The organism is Caballeronia glebae, assembly GCF_001545035.1.
GTDB classification, from domain to species: domain Bacteria; phylum Pseudomonadota; class Gammaproteobacteria; order Burkholderiales; family Burkholderiaceae; genus Caballeronia; species Caballeronia glebae.
In genome coordinates, this window is record NZ_FCOJ02000044.1 from 1 (window position 1) to 22,606 (window position 22,606).

Here is a 22,606-nt window from a genome sequence, read left to right on the forward strand (position 1 = left end):
GTGCAATGCGGCAGGCCGGCGTCGTGCCCGCGCATATCGTCTGGCTTTGCAAAGGCTTCGAGGCGGACACGCAGTGTCTGCCCAACGAGGTCGTCGCGGCCGAACTGCCGGCGCATCGCAGCAATGGCACGTTGTCCGGCCCGAGCTTCGCGCGCGAAGTGGGGCGAGGCTTGCCGGTCGCGCTGACGGTCGCGAGCGCCTCGGCGGACTTGGGCGCGCGCACCGTCGCGGCATTCCATCACGGCGCGATGCGCATCTACACCGGCGACGACGTGGTCGGCGTCGAAGTGGGCGGCGCGGTGAAGAACGTGCTGGCGATCGCGACCGGCATTTCCGACGGCCTCGGTCTCGGCCTGAACGCACGCGCGGCGCTGATCACGCGCGGGCTCGCGGAAATGTCGCGACTGGGCGTCGCGCTTGGCGGCCGCGCGGAAACCTTCACCGGGCTCACCGGCCTGGGCGATCTCATCCTCACCGCGACGGGCGATCTGTCGCGCAACCGCACCGTCGGCATGCAACTCGCGAGCGGACGCACGCTCGACGAGATTCTCGCGGCGCTCGGCCATGTCGCGGAAGGCGTGCGATGCGCGCGCGCCGTGCTCGGGCTCGCGCAATCGCGTGGCATCGAGATGCCGATCACGCAGGCGGTATGCCGCGTGCTCTTCGATAACGTGACGCCGCGCGACGCCGTGCACGCGTTACTCAGCCGGGACGCGAAAGCCGAATAACATCGCGTTCGTCCGCAAGGAGATGTGCGATGGTCAAGCTGGAAGCGCAACTCGTCGACATCACCACGCTCGAAGTCGACGCCATTGTCAATGCGGCGAACAAATCGCTGCTCGGCGGCGGCGGAGTCGACGGGGCGATTCATCGCAAAGCCGGGAAAGGCTTACTGCGCGAGTGCGAGACGCTCGGCGGCTGCGAAACCGGCGACGCGAAAATCACGCGCGGCCACGGTCTCCCCGCGAAACACGTGATTCATGCGGTCGGGCCGCGCTGGAGCGGCGGCAAGAAGAACGAGCCCGAACTCCTCGCGAGCTGCTACCGGCGCTCGCTCGAACTCGCTCAGGAAGCGGGCTGCCAGTCGATTGCATTTCCCGCGATCAGTTGCGGCATCTATCGCTTTCCGCCCGAACAGGCCGTGATGATCGCGGTCCGCACGGTCATCGATACCTTGTCTTCCACGCCTGCCGTGCAACGCGTCGTCTTTGCCTGTTTTCAGGACGACATGCTCGCGCTCTATCGGGCCGCGCTCGACGCTCAGGCTCCGCCTTCGAAACCCGCCTGACGCCACGCCTCGAACGTCACGACCGCCACGGTGTTCGACAAGTTCAGGCTGCGATTGCCCGGCCGCATCGGCAGGCGAACGCGCTGTTGCGTCGGGAAACCCGCCAGCAGTTCGGGCGCGAGGCCGCGCGTCTCGGCGCCGAACACGAACCAGTCGCCCGACTTGAACGCGTGGTCGAAGAACGGCGTCGAGCCGCGCGTCGTGAACGCGAACATGCGCGTGGCGTCGGGCGCTTCCTTCGCGATGAAGGCATCCCAGTTCGGATGCACGTTCATTTCGGCGTACTCGTGATAGTCGAGGCCGGCGCGGCGCATCTTCGCATCGTCGAGCGGAAAGCCGAGCGGCTCGATCAGATGAAGGCGCGCGCCCGTGTTCGCGCACAGGCGGATCACGTTGCCGGTGTTCGGCGGGATTTCGGGTTCGACGAGTACGACGTTAAACATGGATTGCTTCTAAAAAAGATGATTAATCGTTCGGCGTGCGCAGCGCCACGAAATTGGTGACGCGCCTCGCGCCGGAAAGCTTGAGTGTGCGCGCAAGCGCGTCGAGCGTTGCGCCGGATGTCATCACATCGTCGACGACGCCGATATGCTTGCCGCGCACATCGCCCGAAACGGCGAACGCGCTCGCGACATTGCGACGGCGTGTTTCCCGATCGAGCCGCGATTGCGCCGACGTATGCCGGACACGCGCGACCATCGACGCGTCGCTGTGCACGCGCATCATGCGCGCGAGCGGACGCGCGATGGCCCACGCCTGGTTATAGCCGCGCGCGGTGAGACGCGCACGGGAGAGCGGCGTCGGCACGATCACGTCCGGCACGGGCAAATTGCACCCTTCGAAAAGCGCATGCAGATGCCGCGCGAACGCTTCGCCCGCAGCAAGCCGCGCCCGAAACTTCAACTCGACGGCAAGCGTATCGAGCGGCGCGCGATAGTCGGCGAGCGCGAGCGTGTCGTTGAACGCGGGCGGCGATTCGAGGCACGCGGCGCAGTGCACGCGTAGGTCTTCGCGCTCACGGCGCATGACCGAAGCCGCCAGCGGCAGCGCGCATGTCGCGCAACGCAGGCGCGGCTCGTTCCAGTACTGCGCGTCGCAACCCCCGCACAGCAGCGCTTGCGACAAATTGCCGCATAACGCGCACTGGCTCGGCAGCGCCCGGGCGATGAGCCATTGCGCCGCCGACGCGAATCCGCGAGCGCGCGCTGTGATGAGCGTCCGGAACGGAACGCGGATGCGGTCGGATTTCATGACGGCTGGATCGGAAAAATCGCGGCTCGATGCGCTAAACACGCGCATTCGTTGCGCCTCAGGAAGCGTTTATGCCTCGTATCAGCACTTTGCATGGGTTGTTTTCGAGACGACCGAGTATACTTCGCACTCTCCGCGAAAAGATCGACATGTCCCCGACATCCCCTAAAACTAGCCGTCCGGCCTATGATCCGCGCCGTTTGCGCGCGATCTTCGACGGTCGCGCCGCCGCCTTCGACGAGGTCGCGTTCCTGCCGCGCGAGATCGCGCAGCGCATGCGCGAGCGGCTCGAATACATCAAGGTTGCGCCGATGCGCGTCCTCGATGCGGCGTGCGGCATCGGGGCGGACCTCGGTGGTCTGCGGGAACGCTTCACGGAGGCGTCGGTCACGGGCGTCGATATTTCGTCCGCGATGCTCGCGCGCGCGCGCGCCGCCGAAGCCGCGGACGCCGACAACAGCGCGGGCTGGCGGCGCTTTCTTCCGTCGACGCTCGCAAAGGCGTTCGGCGCACGCGGCCCGCAACTCGCGCAGGCCGACTTTTCCGCGCTGCCGTTCGCATCGGGCGCATTCGAATTGTTGTGGTCGAACCTCGCGCTGCATTGGCATGCGCGTCCCGACCTCGTTTTCCCCGAATGGCAACGCGTGCTCAAGGTGAACGGCCTGCTGATGTTCAGCACGTTCGGCCCGGATACCTTGCGCGAGCTTCGGGCCGCTTATCGCGAAGCGGAGCGCACGCTTGCGATCGCGCCGGAACCTCATACGATCGATTTCGTCGACATGCACGATCTCGGCGACATGCTCGTGGAAAGCGGCTTCGAAATTCCGGTGATGGATCAGGAAGTCCTGACCATCACGTACAAATCGCCTGAATCGCTGTTCGCCGACGTGACGCGCTGGGGCGCGTATCCATTCGAGCGCGCGTTCGACGCGGGCCGCGCGGATGCCCAGGCCTTGCGCGGCGCGGTGTACGGCGCGCTCGAAGCACTGCGCCGCGACGACGGCTCCATTCCGCTCACCTTCGAAGTCATTTACGGCCACGCATGGAAGGCGGTGCCGCGCACGACGGCCGAAGGACACGGCATCGTGCGTCTCGAAGATATCGGACGAGGCTCCAAACCGAAACGCTGAATCGGTAAAGAGCGCCGTTGTTATGTCTGAAATTTGCGCAAAAAAAGCGTGCAAAAAGGTGCGTCAAAAAGGCGCAGAAGCTTGTCGCGCTTGGCTTTGCGAGGTTACGACCCTTGCTTGTGGATGCCACTTAACACGCCTATAATGCGTCAGTTTGTCGCCCAGACTGAGACAAATTTGGGCGAAATCCGAGCAGAAGTGTGTGATTGCGTGCGGATTGATGGAGGCAGCGATGCAAGCCAGTCAGACGCTGACGGAGTCCGAGCCGGTCATCAAGGACTGGCTGATGAAGCGAAACTGCTCGGTCTCGCCGCGTCAGTTCGTGGGCTTCTATTTGTCGCTTGCTCTGTTTTCGCTGGCAATCGCAACGCCGCTGTTTTTGAACGGCGCCTGGCTGGTGCTGCCGTTCACCGGAGTCGAGTTGGCGGTCGTGGGCATCGCGTTCGTGATTTACGCGCGCCATGCCGTCGACTACGAACGAATCCGGCTGTATCAAAACCGGTTGTTGATCGAACAGATGAACGCCGAAGAGCTGACGCAGTTCGAGTTCAACCCGCGTTGGGTGCGGGTCGAAGCGGGCGCGACGCCGAGAGAGCCGCTCACGATCGTATCGCGCGGTCAATCGGTGAAAATCGGACAACACCTTGCACAGCATCGTCGCAAACAATTTGCTGCCGAGTTGCAGGCGTCGCTGAGACGTCTTTGAGAGGAGCCGGCGGGCGCGATGTCACGGGGGTCGAGGGTTTGAATGGAAAATTTGGGTAAGGATGCTATGAAAACAATCAAGCGAGCCCTCTCGGGCGTGCTGGCGGCAGGCGCACTGCTTACCGCCGGCGCGGCCCTGGCGGTCGAAAACAGTCCAGGCGGTCCCGCTGTCAACGAGATCAACTTCCAGCAGCCTGTGACGAAGATCGCCGAGGAGCTCTACGGCCTCCATATCTTCATGCTCATCATCTGCACCGTCATTTTCGTTGGCGTGTTCGGGGTGATGTTCTATTCGATGTTCATGCACCGCAAGTCGAAAGGCTTCAAGCCGGCCAACTTCCACGAAAGCACCACAGTCGAAATCATCTGGACGATCGCGCCGTTCATCATCGTCATTCTGATGGCGCTGCCGGCAACGAAGGCCGTCGTCGCGATGAAGGACACCTCCAACGCCGACCTCACCGTCAAGGTCACGGGCTATCAGTGGAAGTGGGGCTACGACTACGTGAAGGGTCCGGGCGAGGGCATCAGCTTTCTCTCCACGCTCTCCACGCCGCGCAGCGAAGTGAACGGCCAGAAGCCGATCTCCACGCTGTATCTGCAGGAAGTCGACAACCCGCTCGTCGTGCCGGTCGACAAGAAAATCCGCATCATCACGACGGCGAACGATGTCGTGCACTCGTGGTACGTGCCGGCGTTCGGCGTAAAGCAGGATGCGATTCCGGGCTTCGTGCGCGATACCTGGTTCAAGGCCGAGAAGGTCGGCACGTTCCGCGGCTTCTGCACGGAACTGTGCGGCAAGGAGCACGCGTACATGCCGGTGGTCGTCGAGGTGCTGTCGGCTGACGACTACGCGAAGTGGGTCGACGCGCAAAAGAAGAAGATGGCCGCGGGCACCGACGATCCGCTCAAGACCTACACGAAGGACGAACTGATGGCGCGCGGCCAGCAGGTCTACACGTCGAACTGCGCGGTGTGCCATCAGGCGACCGGCAAGGGCGCGGGCCAGTTTCCGGCGCTCGACGGCTCGAAGATCGCGAACGGCTCGATCGCCGGCCATCTGAACATCGTGTTGCACGGCAAAGGCGCGATGCCGCCGTGGCAAGGCGTGTTGAACGATGTCGAGATCGCGTCGGTCGTCACGTTCGAGCGTAATAGCTGGGGCAACCACACCGGCGACCTGCTGCAACCGAAGCAAGTGATCGACGCCAAAGCGGGCAAGATGCCCGAAGGTGGCGGCAATGCGGCGGCGGCATCGGCACCCGAGGCGGCGAGCGCCGCACCCGCGGCCGCAGAAGCGAGCGCGCCGGCTGCATCGGGGGCAGAGGCGACGCAAGCCGCCGGCCTGCCCGCCAGCATCTATTTCGAGACAGGCAAGGACACGCTGCCCGCCGACGCGAAAAGCGCGGTGGACGCCGCAGCGGCCTATGCCCGAGCGCATCCGGACGCGAAGATCGCGCTGTCCGGTTTCACCGATGCGACCGGCAACGCCGACGTGAACGCCGATCTCGCCAAGCGCCGCGCGCAAGCCGTGCGCGACGCGCTGAAGGCAGCGGGCGTGTCGGAAGACCGCATCGTGTTGAAGAAACCGGAAACCATCACGGGCGGCGCCGATAACAAGGAAGCACGCCGCGTGGAAATCAGTCCGGCTGCTTGACGTGCCGAGCGTGCGTCTTCCTTCACCTTAGGGCAACGGAAGACCACGCGTCATTGCCAAGTGCCCCGAGTATTCGCTTTAGGAGATGATTGTCATGTCTAGCATCGGACACGATGTAGGCGCAGGTCACGACCACGCGCACGACCATGCGCACGAGACGCCGCATGGCTGGCGCCGGTGGCTCTTCGCCACCAACCACAAGGACATCGGGACGTTGTACCTGTTGTTCTCCTTCATCATGTTCCTCTCCGGAGGCGTGATGGCGCTCGGCATCCGTGCCGAGTTGTTCGAGCCGGGCCTGCAGATCATGCGCCCCGAGTTCTTCAATCAGCTGACCACCATGCACGGCCTGATCATGGTGTTCGGCGCGATCATGCCGGCGTTCGTCGGTTTCGCGAACTGGATGGTGCCGCTGCAGATCGGCGCATCGGACATGGCGTTCGCGCGCATGAACAACTTCAGCTTCTGGCTGCTGCCGGCCGCCGCGGTTCTGCTCGTCGGCTCGTTCTTCGCGCCGGGCGGCGCGACCGCCGCTGGCTGGACGCTCTACGCGCCGCTCTCCACGCAGATGGGCCCGGGCATGGACTTCGCGATTTTCGCGGTCCACATCATGGGTGCGTCGTCGATCATGGGCGGCATCAACATCGTCGTGACGATTTTGAACATGCGCGCGCCCGGCATGACGCTCATGAAGATGCCGATGTTCGCGTGGACGTGGCTGATTACCGCATATCTGCTGATCGCCGTGATGCCGGTTCTGGCGGGCGCGATCACGATGGTGCTGTTCGACCGTCACTTCGGCACGTCGTTCTTCAACGCGGCGGGCGGCGGCGATCCGGTGATGTACCAGCACATCTTCTGGTTCTTCGGGCACCCCGAGGTGTACATCATGATCTTGCCTGCGTTCGGGATCGTGTCGCAGGTGATCCCGGCGTTCTCGCGCAAGCCGCTGTTCGGCTATAGCTCGATGGTGTACGCAACCGCATCGATCGCGATTCTGTCGTTCATGGTGTGGGCGCACCACATGTTCGCGACCGGCATGCCGGTGACGGGCCAGCTGTTCTTCATGTACGCGACCATGCTGATCGCCGTCCCGACGGGCGTGAAGGTGTTCAACTGGGTCGCCACGATGTGGCGCGGCGCGTTGTCCTTCGAAACCCCGATGCTCTTCGCGATCGGCTTCCTGTTCGTGTTCACGATGGGCGGCTTCACGGGCCTGATCCTGTCGATGGCGCCGCTCGATATCCAGATGCACGGCACTTACTACGTGGTGGCGCACTTCCACTACGTGCTGGTGGCGGGCTCGCTGTTCGCGCTGTTCTCGGGCTGGTATTACTGGTCGCCGAAGTGGACCGGCTGGATGTACAACGAAATGCGCGGGAAGATCCACTTCTGGGCGTCGATGATCTTCTTCAACATCACGTTCTTCCCGATGCACTTCCTGGGTCTCGCCGGCATGCCGCGCCGCTATGCGGACTATCCGGCGCAGTTCACCGACTTCAACCAGGTCGCGACGATCGGCGCGTTCGGTTTCGGTCTCGCGCAGGTGTACTTCCTGTTCGCGGTCGCGCTGCCGGCGTATCGCGGCGGCGGCGAGCTGGAGAAGGCGTCCGACAAGCCGTGGGATGGCGCGGAAGGCCTGGAATGGACCGTGCCGAGCCCGGCGCCGTTCCATACGTTCGAAAATCCGCCGACGGTCGAGTAAGCAAGTTTCGCGGGACGCTCGAAAGAACGTCCCGCGACGTAAAAATCAGGAAAGCATGGCCCCGAATCCACAAAAAAGACGCACGCCCGAGGAAATCCGCGCGGGCAACAAGCGGCTCGGAATCATCATGATGTTGATTGCCGCCGTCTTCTTTCTGGGTATCGTCGTCAGGCAATACCTTTTGTCGCGAGGGTAGGAAAGCAACGTGTCCACTCAGCAGGAAAATTCGCATGTCGACCGGTCCTTCAACCGGTCGATGCTGGTGAAACTCTTCGTCGTCGCCGCGCTGATGTTCGGCTTCGGCTTCGCGCTCGTGCCGATGTACCGCGCGATCTGCCAGATCACCGGCATCAACAATCTCGTGCAACGCGACGTCGGCGCGCGCGAGGCGAAGAACACGCAAGTGGACATGAGCCGCTCGATCTCGATCGAATTCGACGCGAACGCGCGCGGCCCGCTGAAATTCAAGCCGGAGCAGAACACGCTGGACATTCACCCCGGCGAAGTGATGACGGTGATGTACGACGTGACCAACGAGCAGAATCGCACGGTGAACGCGCAGGCCATTCCGAGCTACGCGCCGAAGCAGGCCACCGAGTACTTCAAGAAGATCGAATGCTTCTGTTTCACGCAGCAGACGCTCGCGCCGAATGAAACCAGGCGCATGCCGGTCGTGTTCGTCGTCGATCCGAAGCTGCCGAAAGACGTGAAGACGATCACGCTGTCGTACACGTTCTTCGAGCTGAACGCGCCGAAGTCGGTGGCGAAAGGTTCGTGAAGTCATGAGCGCGGATACGCCGAACAAGGGTGGCTTCCTTAAGCTCGTGAAGGCGGTGTTCTGGTCGTTTTTCGGCGTGCGGCGCCGAGCCGACCTGGAAAGCGACGCGGCGCAGTTGAACCCGCTGCATCTGATCGCGGCGGGCGTCATCGGCGCGGTGCTGTTCATCGTCGTGTTGCTGCTGATCGTGCGCGCGGTAGTGGGATAGACGAAAAAACGCCGGGCGTATCGTGGGTCGGACGCGCGGCGCTACAAGAAAATTCAAGCAACTGGATCGAAGTGGAGAGTCAACAATGAGCGGTCAAAACGAGAGCCCGTACTATTTCGTGCCGCATCCGTCGCGGCATCCGGTGATGGCTGCAACTGGCTTGCTGATCATGCTGGCCTCGCTGGCCTCATGGGTGAACGGCCATAGTTTCGGGCCGGCCGGCACGTTCATCGGTCTGCTGTTCGTGCTGTTCGTGCTGTGGCACTGGTTCGGCGACGCAATCTCCGAATCCGAAGGCGGCATGTACGGCAAGCGTGTCGATGTGTCGTACCGCTGGAGCATGAGCTGGTTCATCTTCTCCGAAGTGATGTTCTTCGCGGCGTTCTTCGGCGCGCTGTTCTACGCGCGCCAGATCGCGATGCATGAACTCGGCAGCCTCGATTACAAGCTGATCTGGCCGGACTTCACCGCCGTGTGGCCGAACAACGGCCCGGCCGCGCTCGTGCCGCATTTCCGCGCGATGGTGCCGTGGCCCCTGCCGACCATCAACACGGCGCTTCTGCTGTCCTCCGGCGCGACGCTGACGGTGGCGCACCATGCGCTGCGTGAAGACCATCGCAGGAAGGCGATCATCTGGCTCGGCGCGACCGTGCTGCTCGGCTTCATCTTCCTGTTCTGCCAGGGCTACGAGTATTTCCACGCGTACAACGAACTGAACCTGACGCTCAATTCCGGCGTGTACGGCTCGACGTTCTTCCTGTTGACGGGCTTCCACGGTTTCCACGTGTTCCTCGGCGGCACGATGCTGGCGGTAGTGATGGTCCGCCTGATCCGCGGCCACTTTACAGCGGAGCACCACTTCGCGTTCGAGGGCGCCGCGTGGTACTGGCACTTCGTGGACGTCGTGTGGCTGGGTCTGTACGTCGTCGTCTACTGGCTGTAAGCGATTTTCGGAAGGGCGGCGCGCTGCGCCGTTCCCAATGCAAGGCCGGCGACGACGCCGGTCCGAGAGCCAGAAGCAGTGTTCAACACGCCGCCCTCGATGTCTCACGGGGCGGCGTTGTCGTTTGAAGGATCGGTGCGTTTGAGTGTCGCGCGCGACAATACGTCTCGCAGGGCCGAGATCGCACTGCGCGTATCGTCGCGATCAGCGTCCCATGGGAATGCCCGACGATTGAATCCAGCCCATCCAGTGCGCGAACAGGATGAAGAGGAAAAGCGAGATGGACAGCCCGACGCGCGCGGCGAGCGACCACACCATCCGCTTCGTCCTGCCCCGGTCGGTCATCATGAAGTAGAGCGCCGAGCCCAGGCTGCCGATGATAAGGATGAATGCGATAGCAACGATGATGTGCATGAAACCAGCCGCCGAATTTGCTCGGGAACCACAGTGAGCAGTATTGATTTGGACTATCTCATTATCTCACCCGACGGATCGTGGTGTGTGGCGCCCCGCCGGATGCCGGCGGTAAGGCGCTCAGTATGAAGATTCGATTCTGGCCCGCGCTCGTGATTCTGATCGTCGTCGCGGTGACGATGCGTCTCGGCTTCTGGCAGCGCGATCGCGCGCATCAGAAAGAAGCGCTCAACGCGCAGATCACCGCGTTCGAGAACGCGCCCGCGCGCGAAGTCGGCGTCGAGCCGATGCCGCTCAAGTCGATCGAGTTCCATCGCGTCGAGGCGCGCGGCGAGTTCATGCCGGAACGCGTCGTGTATCTGGACAATCGTCCGTATAACGACCAGCCGGGCTTTTATGTCGTGATGCCGCTTAAACTTGAGGGCGGCGGCTACGTGCTCGTCAATCGCGGATGGCTGCCGCGCAACATGGCGGACCGCACGGGCATCGCGTCGTATGAGACGCCGAAGGGTGTCGTCGAGGTGAAAGGAATCGCGCGCGCGAATGCATCGCAGGCGTTCGAACTGGGCAACGGCGGATCGGCTGCGCACAAGGAGATCCGCCAGAACCTCGATATCCGCTCCTACGCGGGCGAAACCGGGCTCGCGTTCCAGCCGTTCGTGATCCAGCAGACGAACGATACCGGCGACAAGCTCGTGCGCGACTGGCCCGCGCCGACGCTCGGCGTCGACCGCAATTACGGCTACATGTTCCAGTGGTGGGGCATGGCGGCCGCGGCCGTCGCCTTCGGCCTGTATGCCGCGCGCCGCGCCGCGAAGAAGCGCGACGACGTAGGCGACGAAGACGACAACGACGACGAAGAAGCCGAGCGCCACGCCTGAACACTGACGAACCGAGACACGTTTTCACCGATGCAATCACAACGTCCCACCGCCGCCGACAAGACGCGCACGCAGCAACGAAACGCCAGCAAAGGCTCCTGGATCAGCGGTCGCTGGATGCTCGTGCTGCTTGCGCTGGTATGCGCCGCGCCCGTGATCGCGTCGTATCTGATGTACTACGTGTTCAAGCCGGCGGGCGGCACGTCGAGCTACGGCACGCTGATCGACCCGCAGCGCCCGATTCCCGCGCAGCTCGTCGTCACCGACGAAAAAGGGCAGAGCCTGCCGTTCAAGTCGCTCGAAGGCAAATGGCTGATGATCACCGTCAACGGCAGCGACTGCGACGAGCAATGCGCGACGCGCCTCTATTTCATGCGGCAAGTGCGCGCATTGCAAAGCGGCGAACGCGAGCGCGTCCTGAACGTCTGGCTGCGCACCGATGACAAGCCGGTCGCCGATGTCATCAAGACTGCCTACCCGCAGCCGGACACGCGCATGCTCGTCGTCGACCAGAAGGCGATCGCGGCGTGGCTGCCCGTCGATGACGGCACGAAACTCACGGATCACATTTTTCTCGTCGATCCGAACGGCAATCTGATGATGCGCTTCCCGAAGAATCCCGATCCGAAGAAGATCAACGCCGATGTGGCGAAGCTTCTGAAGTGGTCGCGCATCGGCTGAAGGTGAAAGATGAGTTATGTATTGCAGTTGGGACTGATCGGCCTGTGCGTCGCGCTGTTGCCGCTCTCGTATGTGTGGGTGAAGGCCGATGACGACAAATTCCGCAAGCTCGTCTGGTTGACGACGTTTCTTACGCTCGACCTCATCATGTTCGGCGGCTTCACGCGACTGACCGATTCCGGCCTCGGCTGCCCCGACTGGCCCGGCTGCTACGGCACGTCGTCGCCGTTCATCGCGCATGCGCAGATCGCGGCCGCGTATCACGCGCTGCCGACCGGTCCCGTCAGCATGGTGAAGGCGTGGATCGAAATGCTGCATCGCTATTTCGCGATGGCGATCGGCGTGCTGATCATCGCGCAGGTGATCATCGCGTGGACCGCGCGCATCAAGAAGCGCCCGTTGCACGTGTCGCCGTGGTGGCCGACCGGCATTCTGCTGCTCATCCTGCTGCAAGGCGCGTTCGGCGCGTGGACCGTCACGTTGAAGCTGCAACCGGTGATCGTCACGACGCACCTGCTGCTCGGGCTCGCGCTGCTCGGCGTGCTCGGCTGGCTGGCGGCGCGCATGACGCCGATTCCGTCGCTCGATTCTGCCGCCGCGCGCTGGATGCCCGCGGCGGCATTCGGCTTGCTGCTGCTCGTCGTGCAGATCGCGCTCGGCGGCTGGGTCAGCACGAATTACGCGGTGCTGGCGTGCACGGACTTTCCGCTGTGCAACGGCCAATGGGTTCCGCCGATGAACTTCGAGCACGGCTTTCACCTCTGGCGCGCGCTCGGCATGACCGGCGACGGCGACGTGATCTCGCAAGACGCGCTCGTCGCGATTCACTGGACGCATCGCACCTTCGCGGTCGTCGTCGTGCTTTATCTGCTTTGGCTCGCGCTTCGACTGCGACGTTTCGAATCACTGCGAAAGCCCGCAAACGGCGTATTGTTGATGATCGTCGTCCAGTTCCTGACGGGCATGTCGAACATCGTGCTGCAGTGGCCGCTACCGGTCGCGGTGGCGCACAACGGCGGGGCCGCGATCCTGTTGCTGCTACTCGTTATGCTAAACTTTCGAATCTCTTCAAGCCGTCCCGGCCGCGCCGCAATTCCCGCGCGCGACGTCGTTTCAGCGTGACTCCACATCATGGATAGCACGACACTCAACTCCCCACTCGGCAGCCGCGCATCGCAGTATCTCGCGCTGACCAAGCCACGCGTCACGCAGCTTGCCGTGTTCTGCGCCGTCATCGGCATGTTCCTGTCCACGCCCGGCATGGTGCCGTGGGACAAACTGATCGGCGGCGCCGTCGGCATCTGGTTGCTGGCCGGCGCGGCATTTGCAATCAATTGTCTCGTCGAGCAAAAAGTCGATGCGAAAATGCGCCGCACCGCGTGGCGTCCGTCAGCGCGCGGGCAGATCACGTCGGTGCAAATCCTGGCGTTTTCGGCGGTGCTCGGCGGCGTCGGCATGTGGACGCTCTACACCTTCACCAATCCGCTCACGATGTGGCTCACCATCGCCACCTTCGTCGGTTATGCGGTCATCTACACGCTGCTGTTGAAGCCCTATACGCCGCAGAACATCGTGATCGGCGGCGCGTCAGGCGCCATGCCGCCCGCGCTCGGCTGGGCGGCGGTCACGGGTCACGTGCCCGGCGACGCGTGGATTCTCGTGCTCATTATCTTCGTGTGGACGCCGCCGCATTTCTGGGCGCTCGCGCTGTATCGCCGCAAGGATTACGAAAACGCCGGCCTCCCCATGCTCCCGGTCACGCACGGTGAAAAGTACACGCTGCTCAACATCTTCCTTTACACGCTCGTGCTGTTCGCAGTCACGCTCATGCCGTATATCTCCGGCATGAGCGGCGTCGTGTATCTGGCGAGCGCGATGGCACTCGGCGCGGTTTTCATCGGCTACGCGTGGAAGATGTATCGCGATTATTCCGATGCGCTCGCGCGCAAGACCTTCCGTTATTCGATCGTGTACCTGTCGCTGCTGTTCGGCGCGCTGCTCGTCGATCATTACGTGCGCACGGTGATCGGCGCATGACGGCCGTTCTTCGTCGCGTATTCGAGCTGCTACTTCTGGCGGCGCTGCTTTCGGCGTGCGAGAAAGCCCCCAGTTTCAAGAATCTCGACATCACCGGCAACACGCAATTCGGCAGCGACTTCTCCCTGCCCGATACGCACGGCAAAACGCGCACGCTTGCGGACTTCAGGGGAAAGGCCGTCGTGCTGTTCTTCGGCTATACGCATTGCCCCGACGTGTGCCCGACGACGCTCGCCGAACTCTCGCAAGCAATGCAGCAACTCGGCGACAAATCGAAGGACGTGCAGGTGCTGATGGTCACAGTCGATCCGGCGCGCGACACGCCCGATCTGCTCGGCCAGTACGTGGCTGCGTTCAACCCGACGTACATCGGCTTGCGCCCCGCGGACGATGCGCAACTCGTGAAGGTCGCGAAGGACTTTCGCGTCTACTACGCGAAGTCGCAGGGCAAGACGCCCGGCGACTACACGATGGATCACACGGCCGCGAGCTATGTGTTCGACAAGGACGGCAAGCTGCGCCTCTTCGCGCGCGACGGGCAGGGCGTCGAGCCGTGGGTGCACGACCTGAAGCTCTTGATCGACTGATTGCGAAAGTGGCCCACGCGGGCCACTTTTCTTTTCAGCGATCCACAAACGGCTCGGGCAGATTCAGGCCGGGCGCAAGCCGCGTCGCCTTGAATTCGATAACGTCGTAGTGCGCGAGCCGCTGCTGCGCGAACGGGTCTTCCGCGATGATCGCGTCGAGCCGATCGCGATCGATGCCCGACGCCACGATGACGCCGCCTTCGCGCGGCACCTTCGGCCCCGCGATCACGAACACACCCGCCGCGAAATACCGTTCGAGATAGACGCGATGCGCATCGAGGGCATCGTCGATCTCGGCGAGCGCGCCCGTATATCGAAGATTGATGACGTACATGATGAGGTCCGCCTCCAGTGCGCGAAAGTTTGTGACGTTCTGTCGCGATTCTATCCGCACCTTGCCGCAGCGGATATTCACATGAGCATTCTGTATTTCACCTCGCACCATAGCTGTGCGAACATCCGTCACCCGGTCTGAATCATCGGCCGGAGACGAATCACGCGAATCCGGCACGAACGCATCATCGAAACAGGAACACCATGCAGCGTAGAAATTTGCTTAAAGCCATTACCGCCGTCGCGGCGTCCGCGGCGTTGTTCACGAGCATTGCCGCTCACGCCGACGACAAGGTGATCAAGGTCGGCACCATCGGCGGGCCCGACGCGCAAATCTGGCAAGTCGTGCAGAAGGTTGCGAAGCGCGAAGGACTCAACGTGAAGGTGATCGAGTTCAACGATTACGTGCAGCCGAACGCGGCGCTCGACGCCGGCGATCTCGACGCGAACAGCTTTCAGCATCAGCCGTATCTCGACAGTCAGGTCAAGCAGCGCGGCTACAAGATCGTCAACGCGGGGCTGACGTATATCTCGCCGCTCGGCGTGTATTCGAAGAAGCTGAAGTCGCTGAAGGATTTGCAGCAGGGCGCGAAGGTGGCCGTGCCGAACGATCCGTCGAACGAGAATCGCGCACTTCTGCTGTTGCAATCGCAAGGCGTGATCAAGTTGAAGGCGGGCGCCGGCACCGGCGGCAATAACGCCACGGCGCTCGACGTGGCGGAAAATCCGAAGAAGATCAAGCTCGTCGAACTCGACGCCGCGCAGTTGCCGCGCACGCTCGCCGACGTCGACGCCGCCGCGATCAACACGAACTTCGCGCTTGCGGCTGGCCTGCAACCCACGAAGGATGCGATCGCGCTCGAAGACGTGCATAGCCCGTACGCCAACCTCATCGCGGTGCGCGCGAAGGACAAGGATCAGCCGTGGGTGAAGAAACTGGTCGCGGCTTACCAGTCCGAAGATGTGCGCCAGTTCCTCAAGAGCGAGTTCAAAGGCTCGGTCGTGCCTTCGTTCTAAGCGGCGTTGCTCAGGTATTTGCTACGGCGTCCTGCGGGACGCCGTTTTTTTATCGCGCGCTTAGTCGACGCAAACTTATTGCAAGTCTCGTTGCCACAGGATGCCCGTGCGCCCTTCCTGCACCGGCGTGAACCCGGTTCGCAGGAATAGCGCGCAAAAATCTTCGTGCGGTTCGTCCAGGCGGCAGATCACCTGATCGTAGCGAGCACCGTGTGCGAAATTCGTGCACGCCGCGACGAGTCGCTCGCCTAGTCCGCGACGCCGCGCGCCCGGCTCGACAAACATCATGTCGATGCGCGCCCGACTTTCGGACTCCGCAGCAAGTATCGCCGCACCGATGCGCGTAGCGTTGTTTTGTTCTGCGACCCAGCACGCCATGCGCGGGGTGTTCGCCTGCATCTCGGCGAGAAAGCGCGCGACCGTCTTGGCCGCCCACGCCTCGCCGAAAAGCTTCGGCCGCTCGCCGCTGTAAAGATGCGCCTGGCGCTCGATCATCCAGCCGAAGTCGCCGGCGCGCGGCACGCGCAGCCGAGTTTCTCCATCGACGTTCGCAGGCGAGAGAAGCCGCTCGACGTCCGCCATTGCCGTGCATAGCTGATCGATCTCGGCGCTGGTCAGCCGCTTAAGCAGCGTGGCGGCCTCGGCCGACACGTGCAGATCGATTTCATCGACCTGGGCTTTCGCTTCAGGTGTAACGTGCAGCAAATGCGCTCTTCCATCGGACTCGTTCTTTCGCCGCACCACGAGGCCGAGCTTCTGAAAATTGTTGATCAATCTGCTCAGATAGCCCGTATCCAGGCCGAGACTGCGCGACAAATCGGCGGCCGTGGCCGCCCGCTCTTGCGCCAGCTCGTGCAGGATGCGAACTTCAGTCAGCGAAAAACGGCTTTTGTGAAGCCGCTCGTGGAGCGCGCCGGTATGGCGCGCATAAAAACGGTTGAAGCGGCGTACCGCTTCGACGGCCCGGCTCGGGTCAGAACAGCCCATCGCGTTAGTCTCTCGTCGGTTTTGTTGAATTAATTTTGAATCCGAATTAATACCCGCATTGTGCCAAAGAAGAACGATCGTGCGAATACGAAAATGGCTTAAAAACGGGTTATCCGGCGATCTTGTAACCAATTCGCAAAGTGGACTGCCTGTACGGGTAAGTCCCGATGACCGTCTTGTTTTCTTAAGCTTCACTAAACATCGTTTAACGCATTGATTTGTATGCAAATTATGCTTTTGTGATGAAGCGTTGCTTTAGCGTTGACTGGTATTATGTTGGTTATATAATGGGCTCCACTTCAGGAGGTGAGAGCGCTCGATGGAGCATCGCTGGCAGGATCTGAGGCCCGACGCGCAAAGCGACACGCCCCTTTATCTCCAGTTGGCCTCGCGTCTCGCCACGGCGATCCACGCGGGCAACTGGTCGGCGGGCGAGGCGTTGCCGTCGGAGCGCACGCTGTCGGAGGGTGTCGGCGTGTCGCGCATCACGGCGCGAAAGGCAGTCGCGCTGCTGGTCGAGCAAGGCTTGATCCGGCGTGTGCAAGGAGCGGGCAGTTTCATCACGCCGCGCGCAAGCGATCCGCTTTCGGGTCTCACGGGCTGCAGCGAAATGCTTGAGCAACGTGGTTTCAAGCCGGATTCGATCTGGCTCGAACGCAGGCTGCGGGCGGCCAGTCGCGAGGAGATCGTGCACCTGGGATTGTCGCCGGGCGCACCCGTTGCGAGTCTGCGCAGGCTGAGGCGCGCGGATGGCGTCGTGATCGCGGTCGAGCATTCGAGCTTGCCTGTGGCCGCAGTGCCCGATCCGCTCGCGATCGGCGCTTCGCTCTACCGGCATCTGGAGGCGCGCGGGTTGTCGGTGGTGCGCGCATTGCAGCACTTTCGCGCGGTGAACGCCGGCGTGGGAATCGCCCGGCTCATGGGCGTGGCGCCGCGCTCGGCGCTGCTCGTGATCACGCGTATCGGCTATTCGGCGGATCAACGCGCGATCGAATTGACGGACACGTATTGTCGCGACGACTACTACGACTTCGTCGCGGAACTGCATCGATAAGCGTCGGCACAGACGCGCATCACTCAGGACGCATCAAGCAAACAAGAGAACGAGAGGACCCAAGGACGCCGTTCGCTTCTTTCGCGACGAAAGCGTGCTCGCAGCACGGCGCGGACGGCACTGAACCTCATCCATGCATCGCGTACTTCCCGAGAAATTCATGCTGAAAGGAAACATACTCACGACCGATGGCTGGATCAACGGCTCGGTCCGCTTCGAGAACGGCCGCGTGACGGCGCTCGAAGGCCATATCGCCGATCCGCTCGCCAACGACGCGCCGTACATCCTGCCGGGCTTCATCGACCTGCATGTGCACGGCGGCGGCGGGCGCGACATCATGGAAGGCGGCGACGCGGCCGACACCGTCGCGCGCCAGCACGCGCAGCACGGCACAACGAGCCTGCTCGCCACCACGATGACCGCGCCGCGGGACGAACTCATGGCAGTCGTCGCCGGTCTCTGCGAACAGGCGCGACACCGCGCCGCGGGTGGCGCGCGCATGCTGGGCGTGCACCTCGAAGGCCCGTACATCAATCCCGGCAAGCTGGGCGCGCAGCCGGACGCGGCCACCGTGGCGGTGCGCGACGAGGTGCTGAAGTACCTCGATCTCGCGCCGATCCGCGTGGTCACGATCGCGCCGGAGATCTCCGGACATCTCGACATCATTTCCGAACTGGCGGCGCGCGGCGTGCGCGTGCAGCTCGGCCATTCGCTCGGCACGTATGACGACGCCGTCAACGCGCTCAAGCACGGCGCGCGCGGCTTCACGCATCTGTTCAACGCGATGTCGCCGCTGCATCACCGCGATCCCGGCATGGTCGGCGCGGCGCTCGCACACGCCGAATACGCGGAACTGATTCCCGATCTGCTGCACGTGCATCCGGGCGCCATCCGCGCCGCGATACGCGCGATCCCGCGTCTTTATGTCGTGACCGACAGCACCTCGGCGGCCGGCATGCCCGACGGCGAATATCGCCTCGGCAGCCAGCACGTCACGAAGTGCATGGGCGGCGTGCGTCTCGCGGACGGCACGCTCGCCGGCAGCACCCTGACGATGGATCAGGCGCTGCGCAATCTCGTCTCGCTGGGCATTCCGCTCGCGGACGTCTCGAATCGCCTGTCGCGTTTCCCCGCCGACTATCTCGGACTCGAAGACCGCGGCCGCATCGCGCGCGGCGCATGGGCCGATCTCGTCGTGCTCGACCGGGAACACGCGCTGACCGCCACGTATGTCGAAGGAGAATCAATTGTCGAATATGCTTAATGAAGCGCTGGAGTCCGCCGACGTCGTCGCGGCCCAGCTCGCCGATACCTCGCGCATCGAAGAGCTCGCGGAGAAGCTCAAGGAACAGCCGCGCAATGTCGCGCTCACCGTCGCGCGCGGCAGTTCGGACCACGCCGCCAGCTATTTCGCAAGCCTGACGATGAGCCGCATCGGCGTTCCGGTGGCCTCGCTGCCGATGTCGGTCGCCACGTTGCAGCAGGCGCCTTTGCGCGTTTCCGGACAACTCGCCGTCGCGTTCTCGCAGTCGGGCAAGAGCCCCGATCTCGTCGGCACGATGCAGGCGCTGCGCGACGCGGGCGCGTTCACTGTCGCGGCCGTCAACGTCACCGGTTCGCCGCTCGAAAGCGCGTGCGAATACTTCCTGCCTTTGCTCGCCGGCCCCGAGCTTTCGGTCGCCGCGACCAAGAGCTATATCGCGATGTTGTCGCTGTCGGCCATCGTGATCGCGCACGTTCAGCGCGACGTCGAATTGCTCAACGCGCTGAAGTCGCTGCCCGACGCGTTGCGCGCCGCCGGCAAGCTCGACTGGACGCGCGCCGTCGACGAACTGAAGAATGTCGAACGCATGATCGTGATCGGCCGCGGCCTCGGCCTCGCAATCGCGCAGGAAGCCGCGCTCAAGCTGAAGGAAACGTCGGGCATCCAGGCCGAAGCGTTTTCCAGCGCGGAAGTGCGTCACGGTCCGATGGAAATCATCGAAAAGGACTATCCGCTGCTCGTGTTCGCGCCGCGCGGGCCGGAGCAAGCGGGTCTCATCCAGCTTGCCGCCGACATGCGTGCTCGCGGCGCGCGCGTGCTGCTCGCCGCGCCGGCCGACGTCGCCGAAGCGGAACTGCCGCTTGTCGCCACGGATCATCCGGCGCTCGATCCGATCGCCGCGATCCTTTCGTTCTATGTGATGGCCGCAGGTCTGGCCGCCGCGCGCGGGCGCAATCCCGACGCGCCGCGCCACCTGAACAAAGTCACCGAAACCCATTGAGTGAGATAGCCGATGCGCCGTGCCGAGGAGTCACAGTTGAACCATTCCATCGATAACCCGAACGACGTCGTTTTGCTCGCGCCGTTCACCGGTCCCGTCGTGCCGCTGGCGGACGTGCCCGATCCCGTGTTTGCCGAGGGCATGTTCGGCGACGGCATCGGCATCGATCCGCTCGATAACGTGCTCGTCTCGCCCTGCGACGGCGTCGTCACGCATCTCGCGCGCACGCATCACGCCGTGACGCTGCGCACGAAGGAAGGCGCGGAGATTCTCGTTCATATCGGCATCGACACGGTCGAGCTGGGCGGCAAGGGCTTCACGCCGAAGGTCCAGCAAGGCGCGACGGTGCGCGCGGGCGAGGCGCTCATCGAATTCGACACGGACTTCGTCGCGCAACACGCGCCGAGCCTCGTCTCGGTGATCGCGATCGCCAATGGCGATGCCTTCGACGTCATCGATCGCGCCGGCCGCGGCGTGCTGAAGGCCGGCTCGCGCATGCTGGTTCTGCGCCAGAAGCACGGCGAGAAAGCCGATACGGCGCGCGCGGGCGCGGTCGTTCTCGACGAAGCGCGCCGCAGCCTCACGCTCTCGCATGCGGGCGGCTTGCATGCGCGTCCGGCGGCGCGGGCACGCGAAGCGGCGCGCGGTCTCGATGCGAAGGTCGAAGTGCGCTACGAAGGCAAGAAGGCGCCGATCGAAAGCGTGGTCGGGCTGCTCGGTCTCGGTGCGGGCGAGGGCGCGACCATCGAGTTGGTGGGCATCGGCGCGCAATCGCAACAGGCCGTCGACGCGGTCGCGGCGGAGTTGCTGCGCGCGGGGCAGGGCGAAATCGAAGAGACGCCCGCGCGCGCGAAGTCGCCCGCGCCGGCCGTGAAGCCGGCCGCATCGGGCGAGCCGTTGCCGCCGAACACGCTCGCGGGCGTGTGCGCCGCGCCGGGCATCGCGGTGGGCAAGCTGGTGCGCTGGGACGATCAGGAAATCGTGCCGCCCGAACAGGCGAGCGGAGCGTCGGCGGCGGAAAGCCGTGCGCTCGATAAAGCCATCGCGCAGGTCGACGCCGAACTCGGCGAAACCGTGCGCACCGCGTCGCAGCGCGGCGCGGTCGGCGAGGCGGGCATCTTCGCGGTGCATCGCGTGCTGCTCGAAGATCCGACGCTCGTCGATGCCGCGCGCGATCTGATCAGCCTCGGCAAGAGCGCGGGTTTCGCGTGGCGCGAGGCGATCCGCGCGCAGATCGCGCTGCTCTCGAACGTGCAGGACGAATTGCTCGCCGAGCGCGCGGCCGATCTGCGCGACATCGAAAAGCGCGTGTTGCGCGCACTCGGTCTGAGCAGCGCGGCGGCGGTCGAGTTGCCGCCGGAGGCCGTGCTCGCCGCCACCGAATTCACGCCGTCCGATCTGTCGTCGATCGACCGCACGCGCGTCACCGCGCTCGTGATGGCGCGCGGCGGCGCGACCTCGCACGCGGCGATCATCGCGCGGCAGATCGGCATTCCGGCGCTCGTCGCGATCGGCGATGCGCTGCACGCGATTCCCGAAGGCACGCAAGTGGTGGTGGACGCATCGGCGGGGCGCATCGAACACGCGCCGACCGCGCTCGACGTCGAACGCGCGCGCAACGAGCGCGAGCGGCTCGCGGGCGTGCGCGAGGCGAATCGCAAGCTGTCGGGCGAGGCCGCGTCGACCAAGGATGGGCGCGCAATCGAAGTCGCCGCGAACATCGCGACGCTCGACGATGCGAAAGCCGCCGTCGAAAACGGCGCCGATTCGGTAGGCCTCTTGCGCACCGAATTGTTGTTCATCCATCGCCAGTCGGCGCCGACGGCCGCGGAGCACGCGCAAAGTTATCAGGGCATCGTCGAGGCATTGCAGGGCCGCACGGCGATCATTCGCACGCTCGATGTCGGCGCGGACAAGGAAGTCGATTATCTGACGCTCCCGCCCGAAGAAAACCCGGCGCTCGGTCTGCGCGGCGTCCGTCTCGCGCAAGTGCGACCCGATCTGCTCGACGACCAGTTGCGCGGCCTGCTCGCCGTGAAGCCGGCGGGCGCGGTGCGCATTCTTCTGCCGATGGTCACCGATTCCGGCGAATTGCAGCGCCTGCGCGCGCGCATCGACGAACTGGCGCGCGAGGCGGGTCGCAGCGATCCGGTGGAAGTGGGCGTGATGATCGAAGTGCCGTCGGCGGCGCTGCTTGCCGATCAGCTCGCGAAACACGCGGATTTCCTCTCGATCGGCACCAACGATCTCACGCAGTACACGCTCGCGATGGACCGTTGCCAGCCCGATCTCGCCGCGCTGTCCGACGGCCTGCATCCCGCCGTGTTGCGCCTCATCAAGACGGCGGTGCAGGGCGCGGAAAAGCACGGCAAGTGGGTCGGCGTGTGCGGCGCGCTCGGCGGCGATCCGGTCGCGGCGCCCTTGCTCATCGGGCTCGGCGTGACCGAATTGTCGGTCGATCCGGGCTCCGTGCCCGGCATCAAGGCGCGCGTGCGCAATCTCGATTACCAACTGTGCCGTCAGCGCGCCGAGGATTGCCTCGCGCTCGAATCGGCTCAGGCAGTAAGAGCGGCGAGCCGCGAAATCTGGCCGCGGGACTAAACGTCCGTCCTGCCAACGATTCGCGGAGCCTTTTTCAGCGATCCCCCGAAGCAGCAACGACAAGACCTATATTTTTGGAGAACCC

The 22,606-nt window shown here is 63.8% G+C and carries 25 protein-coding genes; 20 read left to right on the forward strand and 5 right to left on the reverse strand.

Going from position 1 to position 22,606, the window contains the following annotated elements:
* Together AWB82_RS25380 and AWB82_RS25385 are read left to right on the forward strand one after the other, a co-directional pair.
* On the forward strand, positions 1-728 hold a 728-nt coding region (locus AWB82_RS25380; RefSeq protein ID WP_086972128.1), incomplete at its 5' end, for an NAD(P)H-dependent glycerol-3-phosphate dehydrogenase.
* A 29-nt stretch (positions 729-757) separates the two neighbouring features.
* Positions 758-1,288 carry an O-acetyl-ADP-ribose deacetylase gene (locus AWB82_RS25385; RefSeq protein WP_086972129.1) on the forward strand — a complete coding sequence of 177 codons (531 nt, stop codon included), beginning with the start codon at positions 758-760 and terminating at the stop codon, positions 1,286-1,288.
* On the opposite strand, the gene trmL is transcribed toward AWB82_RS25385, so the two are convergent.
* Together trmL and AWB82_RS25395 are read right to left on the reverse strand one after the other, a co-directional pair.
* Positions 1,261-1,731 carry a tRNA (uridine(34)/cytosine(34)/5-carboxymethylaminomethyluridine(34)-2'-O)-methyltransferase TrmL gene (trmL, locus tag AWB82_RS25390; RefSeq protein WP_086972130.1) on the reverse strand — a complete coding sequence of 157 codons (471 nt, stop codon included), beginning with the start codon at positions 1,729-1,731 and terminating at the stop codon, positions 1,261-1,263. The genes AWB82_RS25385 and trmL overlap by 28 nt on opposite strands.
* Positions 1,732-1,753: 22 nt before the next feature.
* A complete protein-coding gene (locus AWB82_RS25395; RefSeq protein ID WP_086972183.1) occupies positions 1,754-2,539 on the reverse strand; it encodes a ComF family protein in 786 nt (261 codons plus the stop codon).
* 149 nt (positions 2,540-2,688) lie between these two features.
* On the opposite strand from AWB82_RS25395, the gene AWB82_RS25400 reads away from it, so the two are divergent.
* The 8 genes from AWB82_RS25400 (at position 2,689) to AWB82_RS25435 (ending at position 9,665) form a co-directional block, all read left to right on the forward strand.
* Complete coding sequence (locus AWB82_RS25400; RefSeq protein WP_086972131.1) at positions 2,689-3,669, forward strand: methyltransferase domain-containing protein; 981 nt, start codon at positions 2,689-2,691, stop codon at positions 3,667-3,669.
* Between the two features lie 232 nt (positions 3,670-3,901).
* Positions 3,902-4,375: a DUF2244 domain-containing protein gene (locus AWB82_RS25405; protein ID WP_086972184.1), complete on the forward strand. Its 474-nt coding sequence runs from the start codon at positions 3,902-3,904 to the stop codon at positions 4,373-4,375.
* 42 nt (positions 4,376-4,417) lie between these two features.
* Positions 4,418-6,031, forward strand: coding sequence for a cytochrome c oxidase subunit II (coxB, locus tag AWB82_RS25410; RefSeq protein WP_086972132.1), 1,614 nt, complete (start codon positions 4,418-4,420; stop codon positions 6,029-6,031).
* A gap of 94 nt (positions 6,032-6,125) precedes the next feature.
* The gene (gene ctaD / locus AWB82_RS25415; protein WP_086972133.1) at positions 6,126-7,736 is read left to right on the forward strand and encodes a cytochrome c oxidase subunit I; all 1,611 of its coding nucleotides are present in this window, start codon (positions 6,126-6,128) and stop codon (positions 7,734-7,736) included.
* A 55-nt stretch (positions 7,737-7,791) separates the two neighbouring features.
* Positions 7,792-7,932 carry a cytochrome oxidase small assembly protein gene (locus AWB82_RS38480; protein WP_086972134.1) on the forward strand — a complete coding sequence of 47 codons (141 nt, stop codon included), beginning with the start codon at positions 7,792-7,794 and terminating at the stop codon, positions 7,930-7,932.
* Positions 7,933-7,941: 9 nt separating this feature from the next.
* Complete coding sequence (locus tag AWB82_RS25425) at positions 7,942-8,514, forward strand: cytochrome c oxidase assembly protein (protein ID WP_086972135.1); 573 nt, start codon at positions 7,942-7,944, stop codon at positions 8,512-8,514.
* Between the two features lie 4 nt (positions 8,515-8,518).
* Positions 8,519-8,722 (forward strand): DUF2970 domain-containing protein, encoded by a 204-nt coding sequence (locus AWB82_RS25430; RefSeq protein ID WP_086972136.1) that lies wholly within the window; start codon positions 8,519-8,521, stop codon positions 8,720-8,722.
* A gap of 85 nt (positions 8,723-8,807) precedes the next feature.
* Entirely contained in the window at positions 8,808-9,665 is an 858-nt protein-coding gene (locus tag AWB82_RS25435) for a cytochrome c oxidase subunit 3 (protein WP_086972137.1), read from the forward strand.
* A 204-nt stretch (positions 9,666-9,869) separates the two neighbouring features.
* On the opposite strand, the gene AWB82_RS25440 is transcribed toward AWB82_RS25435, so the two are convergent.
* Positions 9,870-10,079, reverse strand: coding sequence for a twin transmembrane helix small protein (locus AWB82_RS25440; RefSeq protein WP_061158857.1), 210 nt, complete (start codon positions 10,077-10,079; stop codon positions 9,870-9,872).
* Positions 10,080-10,204: 125 nt separating this feature from the next.
* On the opposite strand from AWB82_RS25440, the gene AWB82_RS25445 reads away from it, so the two are divergent.
* Genes AWB82_RS25445 through AWB82_RS25465 form a run of 5 tightly spaced genes read left to right on the forward strand, consistent with a single transcriptional unit; the run spans position 10,205 to position 14,265 of the window.
* Positions 10,205-10,960 carry an SURF1 family protein gene (locus AWB82_RS25445; RefSeq protein ID WP_086972138.1) on the forward strand — a complete coding sequence of 252 codons (756 nt, stop codon included), beginning with the start codon at positions 10,205-10,207 and terminating at the stop codon, positions 10,958-10,960.
* Between the two features lie 30 nt (positions 10,961-10,990).
* Complete coding sequence (locus tag AWB82_RS25450; RefSeq protein WP_086972139.1) at positions 10,991-11,641, forward strand: SCO family protein; 651 nt, start codon at positions 10,991-10,993, stop codon at positions 11,639-11,641.
* 9 nt (positions 11,642-11,650) lie between these two features.
* Positions 11,651-12,763 (forward strand): COX15/CtaA family protein, encoded by a 1,113-nt coding sequence (locus AWB82_RS25455; protein WP_086972140.1) that lies wholly within the window; start codon positions 11,651-11,653, stop codon positions 12,761-12,763.
* Between the two features lie 9 nt (positions 12,764-12,772).
* Positions 12,773-13,678 (forward strand): heme o synthase, encoded by a 906-nt coding sequence (gene cyoE, locus AWB82_RS25460; protein ID WP_086972141.1) that lies wholly within the window; start codon positions 12,773-12,775, stop codon positions 13,676-13,678.
* Entirely contained in the window at positions 13,675-14,265 is a 591-nt protein-coding gene (locus AWB82_RS25465) for an SCO family protein (protein ID WP_086972142.1), read from the forward strand. The genes cyoE and AWB82_RS25465 overlap by 4 nt, the downstream gene beginning before the upstream one ends.
* Positions 14,266-14,299: 34 nt before the next feature.
* On the opposite strand, the gene AWB82_RS25470 is transcribed toward AWB82_RS25465, so the two are convergent.
* A complete protein-coding gene (locus tag AWB82_RS25470; protein ID WP_086972185.1) occupies positions 14,300-14,599 on the reverse strand; it encodes a YciI family protein in 300 nt (99 codons plus the stop codon).
* A 203-nt stretch (positions 14,600-14,802) separates the two neighbouring features.
* Between AWB82_RS25470 and AWB82_RS25475 the strand changes: the two genes are divergently transcribed.
* Positions 14,803-15,615 (forward strand): MetQ/NlpA family ABC transporter substrate-binding protein, encoded by an 813-nt coding sequence (locus AWB82_RS25475; protein ID WP_086972143.1) that lies wholly within the window; start codon positions 14,803-14,805, stop codon positions 15,613-15,615.
* Between the two features lie 75 nt (positions 15,616-15,690).
* Here the strand turns inward: AWB82_RS25475 and AWB82_RS25480 are convergent, their stop codons facing one another.
* Positions 15,691-16,797, reverse strand: coding sequence for a bifunctional helix-turn-helix transcriptional regulator/GNAT family N-acetyltransferase (locus AWB82_RS25480; RefSeq protein ID WP_235023435.1), 1,107 nt, complete (start codon positions 16,795-16,797; stop codon positions 15,691-15,693).
* A gap of 124 nt (positions 16,798-16,921) precedes the next feature.
* Between AWB82_RS25480 and AWB82_RS25485 the strand changes: the two genes are divergently transcribed.
* The 4 genes from AWB82_RS25485 to ptsP all read left to right on the forward strand — a co-directional run bounded on the left by AWB82_RS25485 (position 16,922) and on the right by ptsP (position 22,521).
* Positions 16,922-17,656 carry a GntR family transcriptional regulator gene (locus tag AWB82_RS25485; protein WP_086972145.1) on the forward strand — a complete coding sequence of 245 codons (735 nt, stop codon included), beginning with the start codon at positions 16,922-16,924 and terminating at the stop codon, positions 17,654-17,656.
* Between the two features lie 160 nt (positions 17,657-17,816).
* Complete coding sequence (nagA, locus tag AWB82_RS25490) at positions 17,817-18,920, forward strand: N-acetylglucosamine-6-phosphate deacetylase (protein WP_086972146.1); 1,104 nt, start codon at positions 17,817-17,819, stop codon at positions 18,918-18,920.
* Positions 18,913-19,920, forward strand: coding sequence for an SIS domain-containing protein (locus tag AWB82_RS25495; RefSeq protein ID WP_086972147.1), 1,008 nt, complete (start codon positions 18,913-18,915; stop codon positions 19,918-19,920). The genes nagA and AWB82_RS25495 overlap by 8 nt, the downstream gene beginning before the upstream one ends.
* A gap of 12 nt (positions 19,921-19,932) precedes the next feature.
* On the forward strand, positions 19,933-22,521 hold the full coding sequence (ptsP, locus tag AWB82_RS25500) for a phosphoenolpyruvate--protein phosphotransferase (RefSeq protein ID WP_200818201.1): 2,589 nt from the start codon (positions 19,933-19,935) through the stop codon (positions 22,519-22,521).
* The last annotated feature ends 85 nt before the right edge of the window (positions 22,522-22,606 follow it).

Bases quoted from the DNA above. Each gene is read 5' to 3' on its own strand.
- AWB82_RS25405 (WP_086972184.1), top strand. From the start codon at position 3,902: ATGCAAGCCAGTCAGACGCTGACGGAGTCCGAGCCGGTCATCAAGGAC.
- AWB82_RS25435 (WP_086972137.1), top strand. From the start codon at position 8,808: ATGAGCGGTCAAAACGAGAGCCCGTACTATTTCGTGCCGCATCCGTCG.
- AWB82_RS25445 (WP_086972138.1), top strand. From the start codon at position 10,205: ATGAAGATTCGATTCTGGCCCGCGCTCGTGATTCTGATCGTCGTCGCG.
- AWB82_RS25400 (WP_086972131.1), top strand. From the start codon at position 2,689: ATGTCCCCGACATCCCCTAAAACTAGCCGTCCGGCCTATGATCCGCGC.
- nagA (WP_086972146.1), top strand. From the start codon at position 17,817: ATGCTGAAAGGAAACATACTCACGACCGATGGCTGGATCAACGGCTCG.
- ptsP (WP_200818201.1), top strand. From the start codon at position 19,933: ATGCGCCGTGCCGAGGAGTCACAGTTGAACCATTCCATCGATAACCCG.
- AWB82_RS25455 (WP_086972140.1), top strand. From the start codon at position 11,651: ATGAGTTATGTATTGCAGTTGGGACTGATCGGCCTGTGCGTCGCGCTG.
- AWB82_RS25385 (WP_086972129.1), top strand. From the start codon at position 758: ATGGTCAAGCTGGAAGCGCAACTCGTCGACATCACCACGCTCGAAGTC.
- coxB (WP_086972132.1), top strand. From the start codon at position 4,418: ATGGAAAATTTGGGTAAGGATGCTATGAAAACAATCAAGCGAGCCCTC.
- AWB82_RS25485 (WP_086972145.1), top strand. From the start codon at position 16,922: ATGGAGCATCGCTGGCAGGATCTGAGGCCCGACGCGCAAAGCGACACG.
- trmL (WP_086972130.1), bottom strand. From the start codon at position 1,731: ATGTTTAACGTCGTACTCGTCGAACCCGAAATCCCGCCGAACACCGGC.
- AWB82_RS25395 (WP_086972183.1), bottom strand. From the start codon at position 2,539: ATGAAATCCGACCGCATCCGCGTTCCGTTCCGGACGCTCATCACAGCG.
- AWB82_RS25495 (WP_086972147.1), top strand. From the start codon at position 18,913: ATGCTTAATGAAGCGCTGGAGTCCGCCGACGTCGTCGCGGCCCAGCTC.
- AWB82_RS25440 (WP_061158857.1), bottom strand. From the start codon at position 10,079: ATGCACATCATCGTTGCTATCGCATTCATCCTTATCATCGGCAGCCTG.
- AWB82_RS25450 (WP_086972139.1), top strand. From the start codon at position 10,991: ATGCAATCACAACGTCCCACCGCCGCCGACAAGACGCGCACGCAGCAA.
- cyoE (WP_086972141.1), top strand. From the start codon at position 12,773: ATGGATAGCACGACACTCAACTCCCCACTCGGCAGCCGCGCATCGCAG.
- AWB82_RS25430 (WP_086972136.1), top strand. From the start codon at position 8,519: ATGAGCGCGGATACGCCGAACAAGGGTGGCTTCCTTAAGCTCGTGAAG.
- ctaD (WP_086972133.1), top strand. From the start codon at position 6,126: ATGTCTAGCATCGGACACGATGTAGGCGCAGGTCACGACCACGCGCAC.
- AWB82_RS38480 (WP_086972134.1), top strand. From the start codon at position 7,792: ATGGCCCCGAATCCACAAAAAAGACGCACGCCCGAGGAAATCCGCGCG.
- AWB82_RS25470 (WP_086972185.1), bottom strand. From the start codon at position 14,599: ATGTACGTCATCAATCTTCGATATACGGGCGCGCTCGCCGAGATCGAC.
- AWB82_RS25475 (WP_086972143.1), top strand. From the start codon at position 14,803: ATGCAGCGTAGAAATTTGCTTAAAGCCATTACCGCCGTCGCGGCGTCC.
- AWB82_RS25465 (WP_086972142.1), top strand. From the start codon at position 13,675: ATGACGGCCGTTCTTCGTCGCGTATTCGAGCTGCTACTTCTGGCGGCG.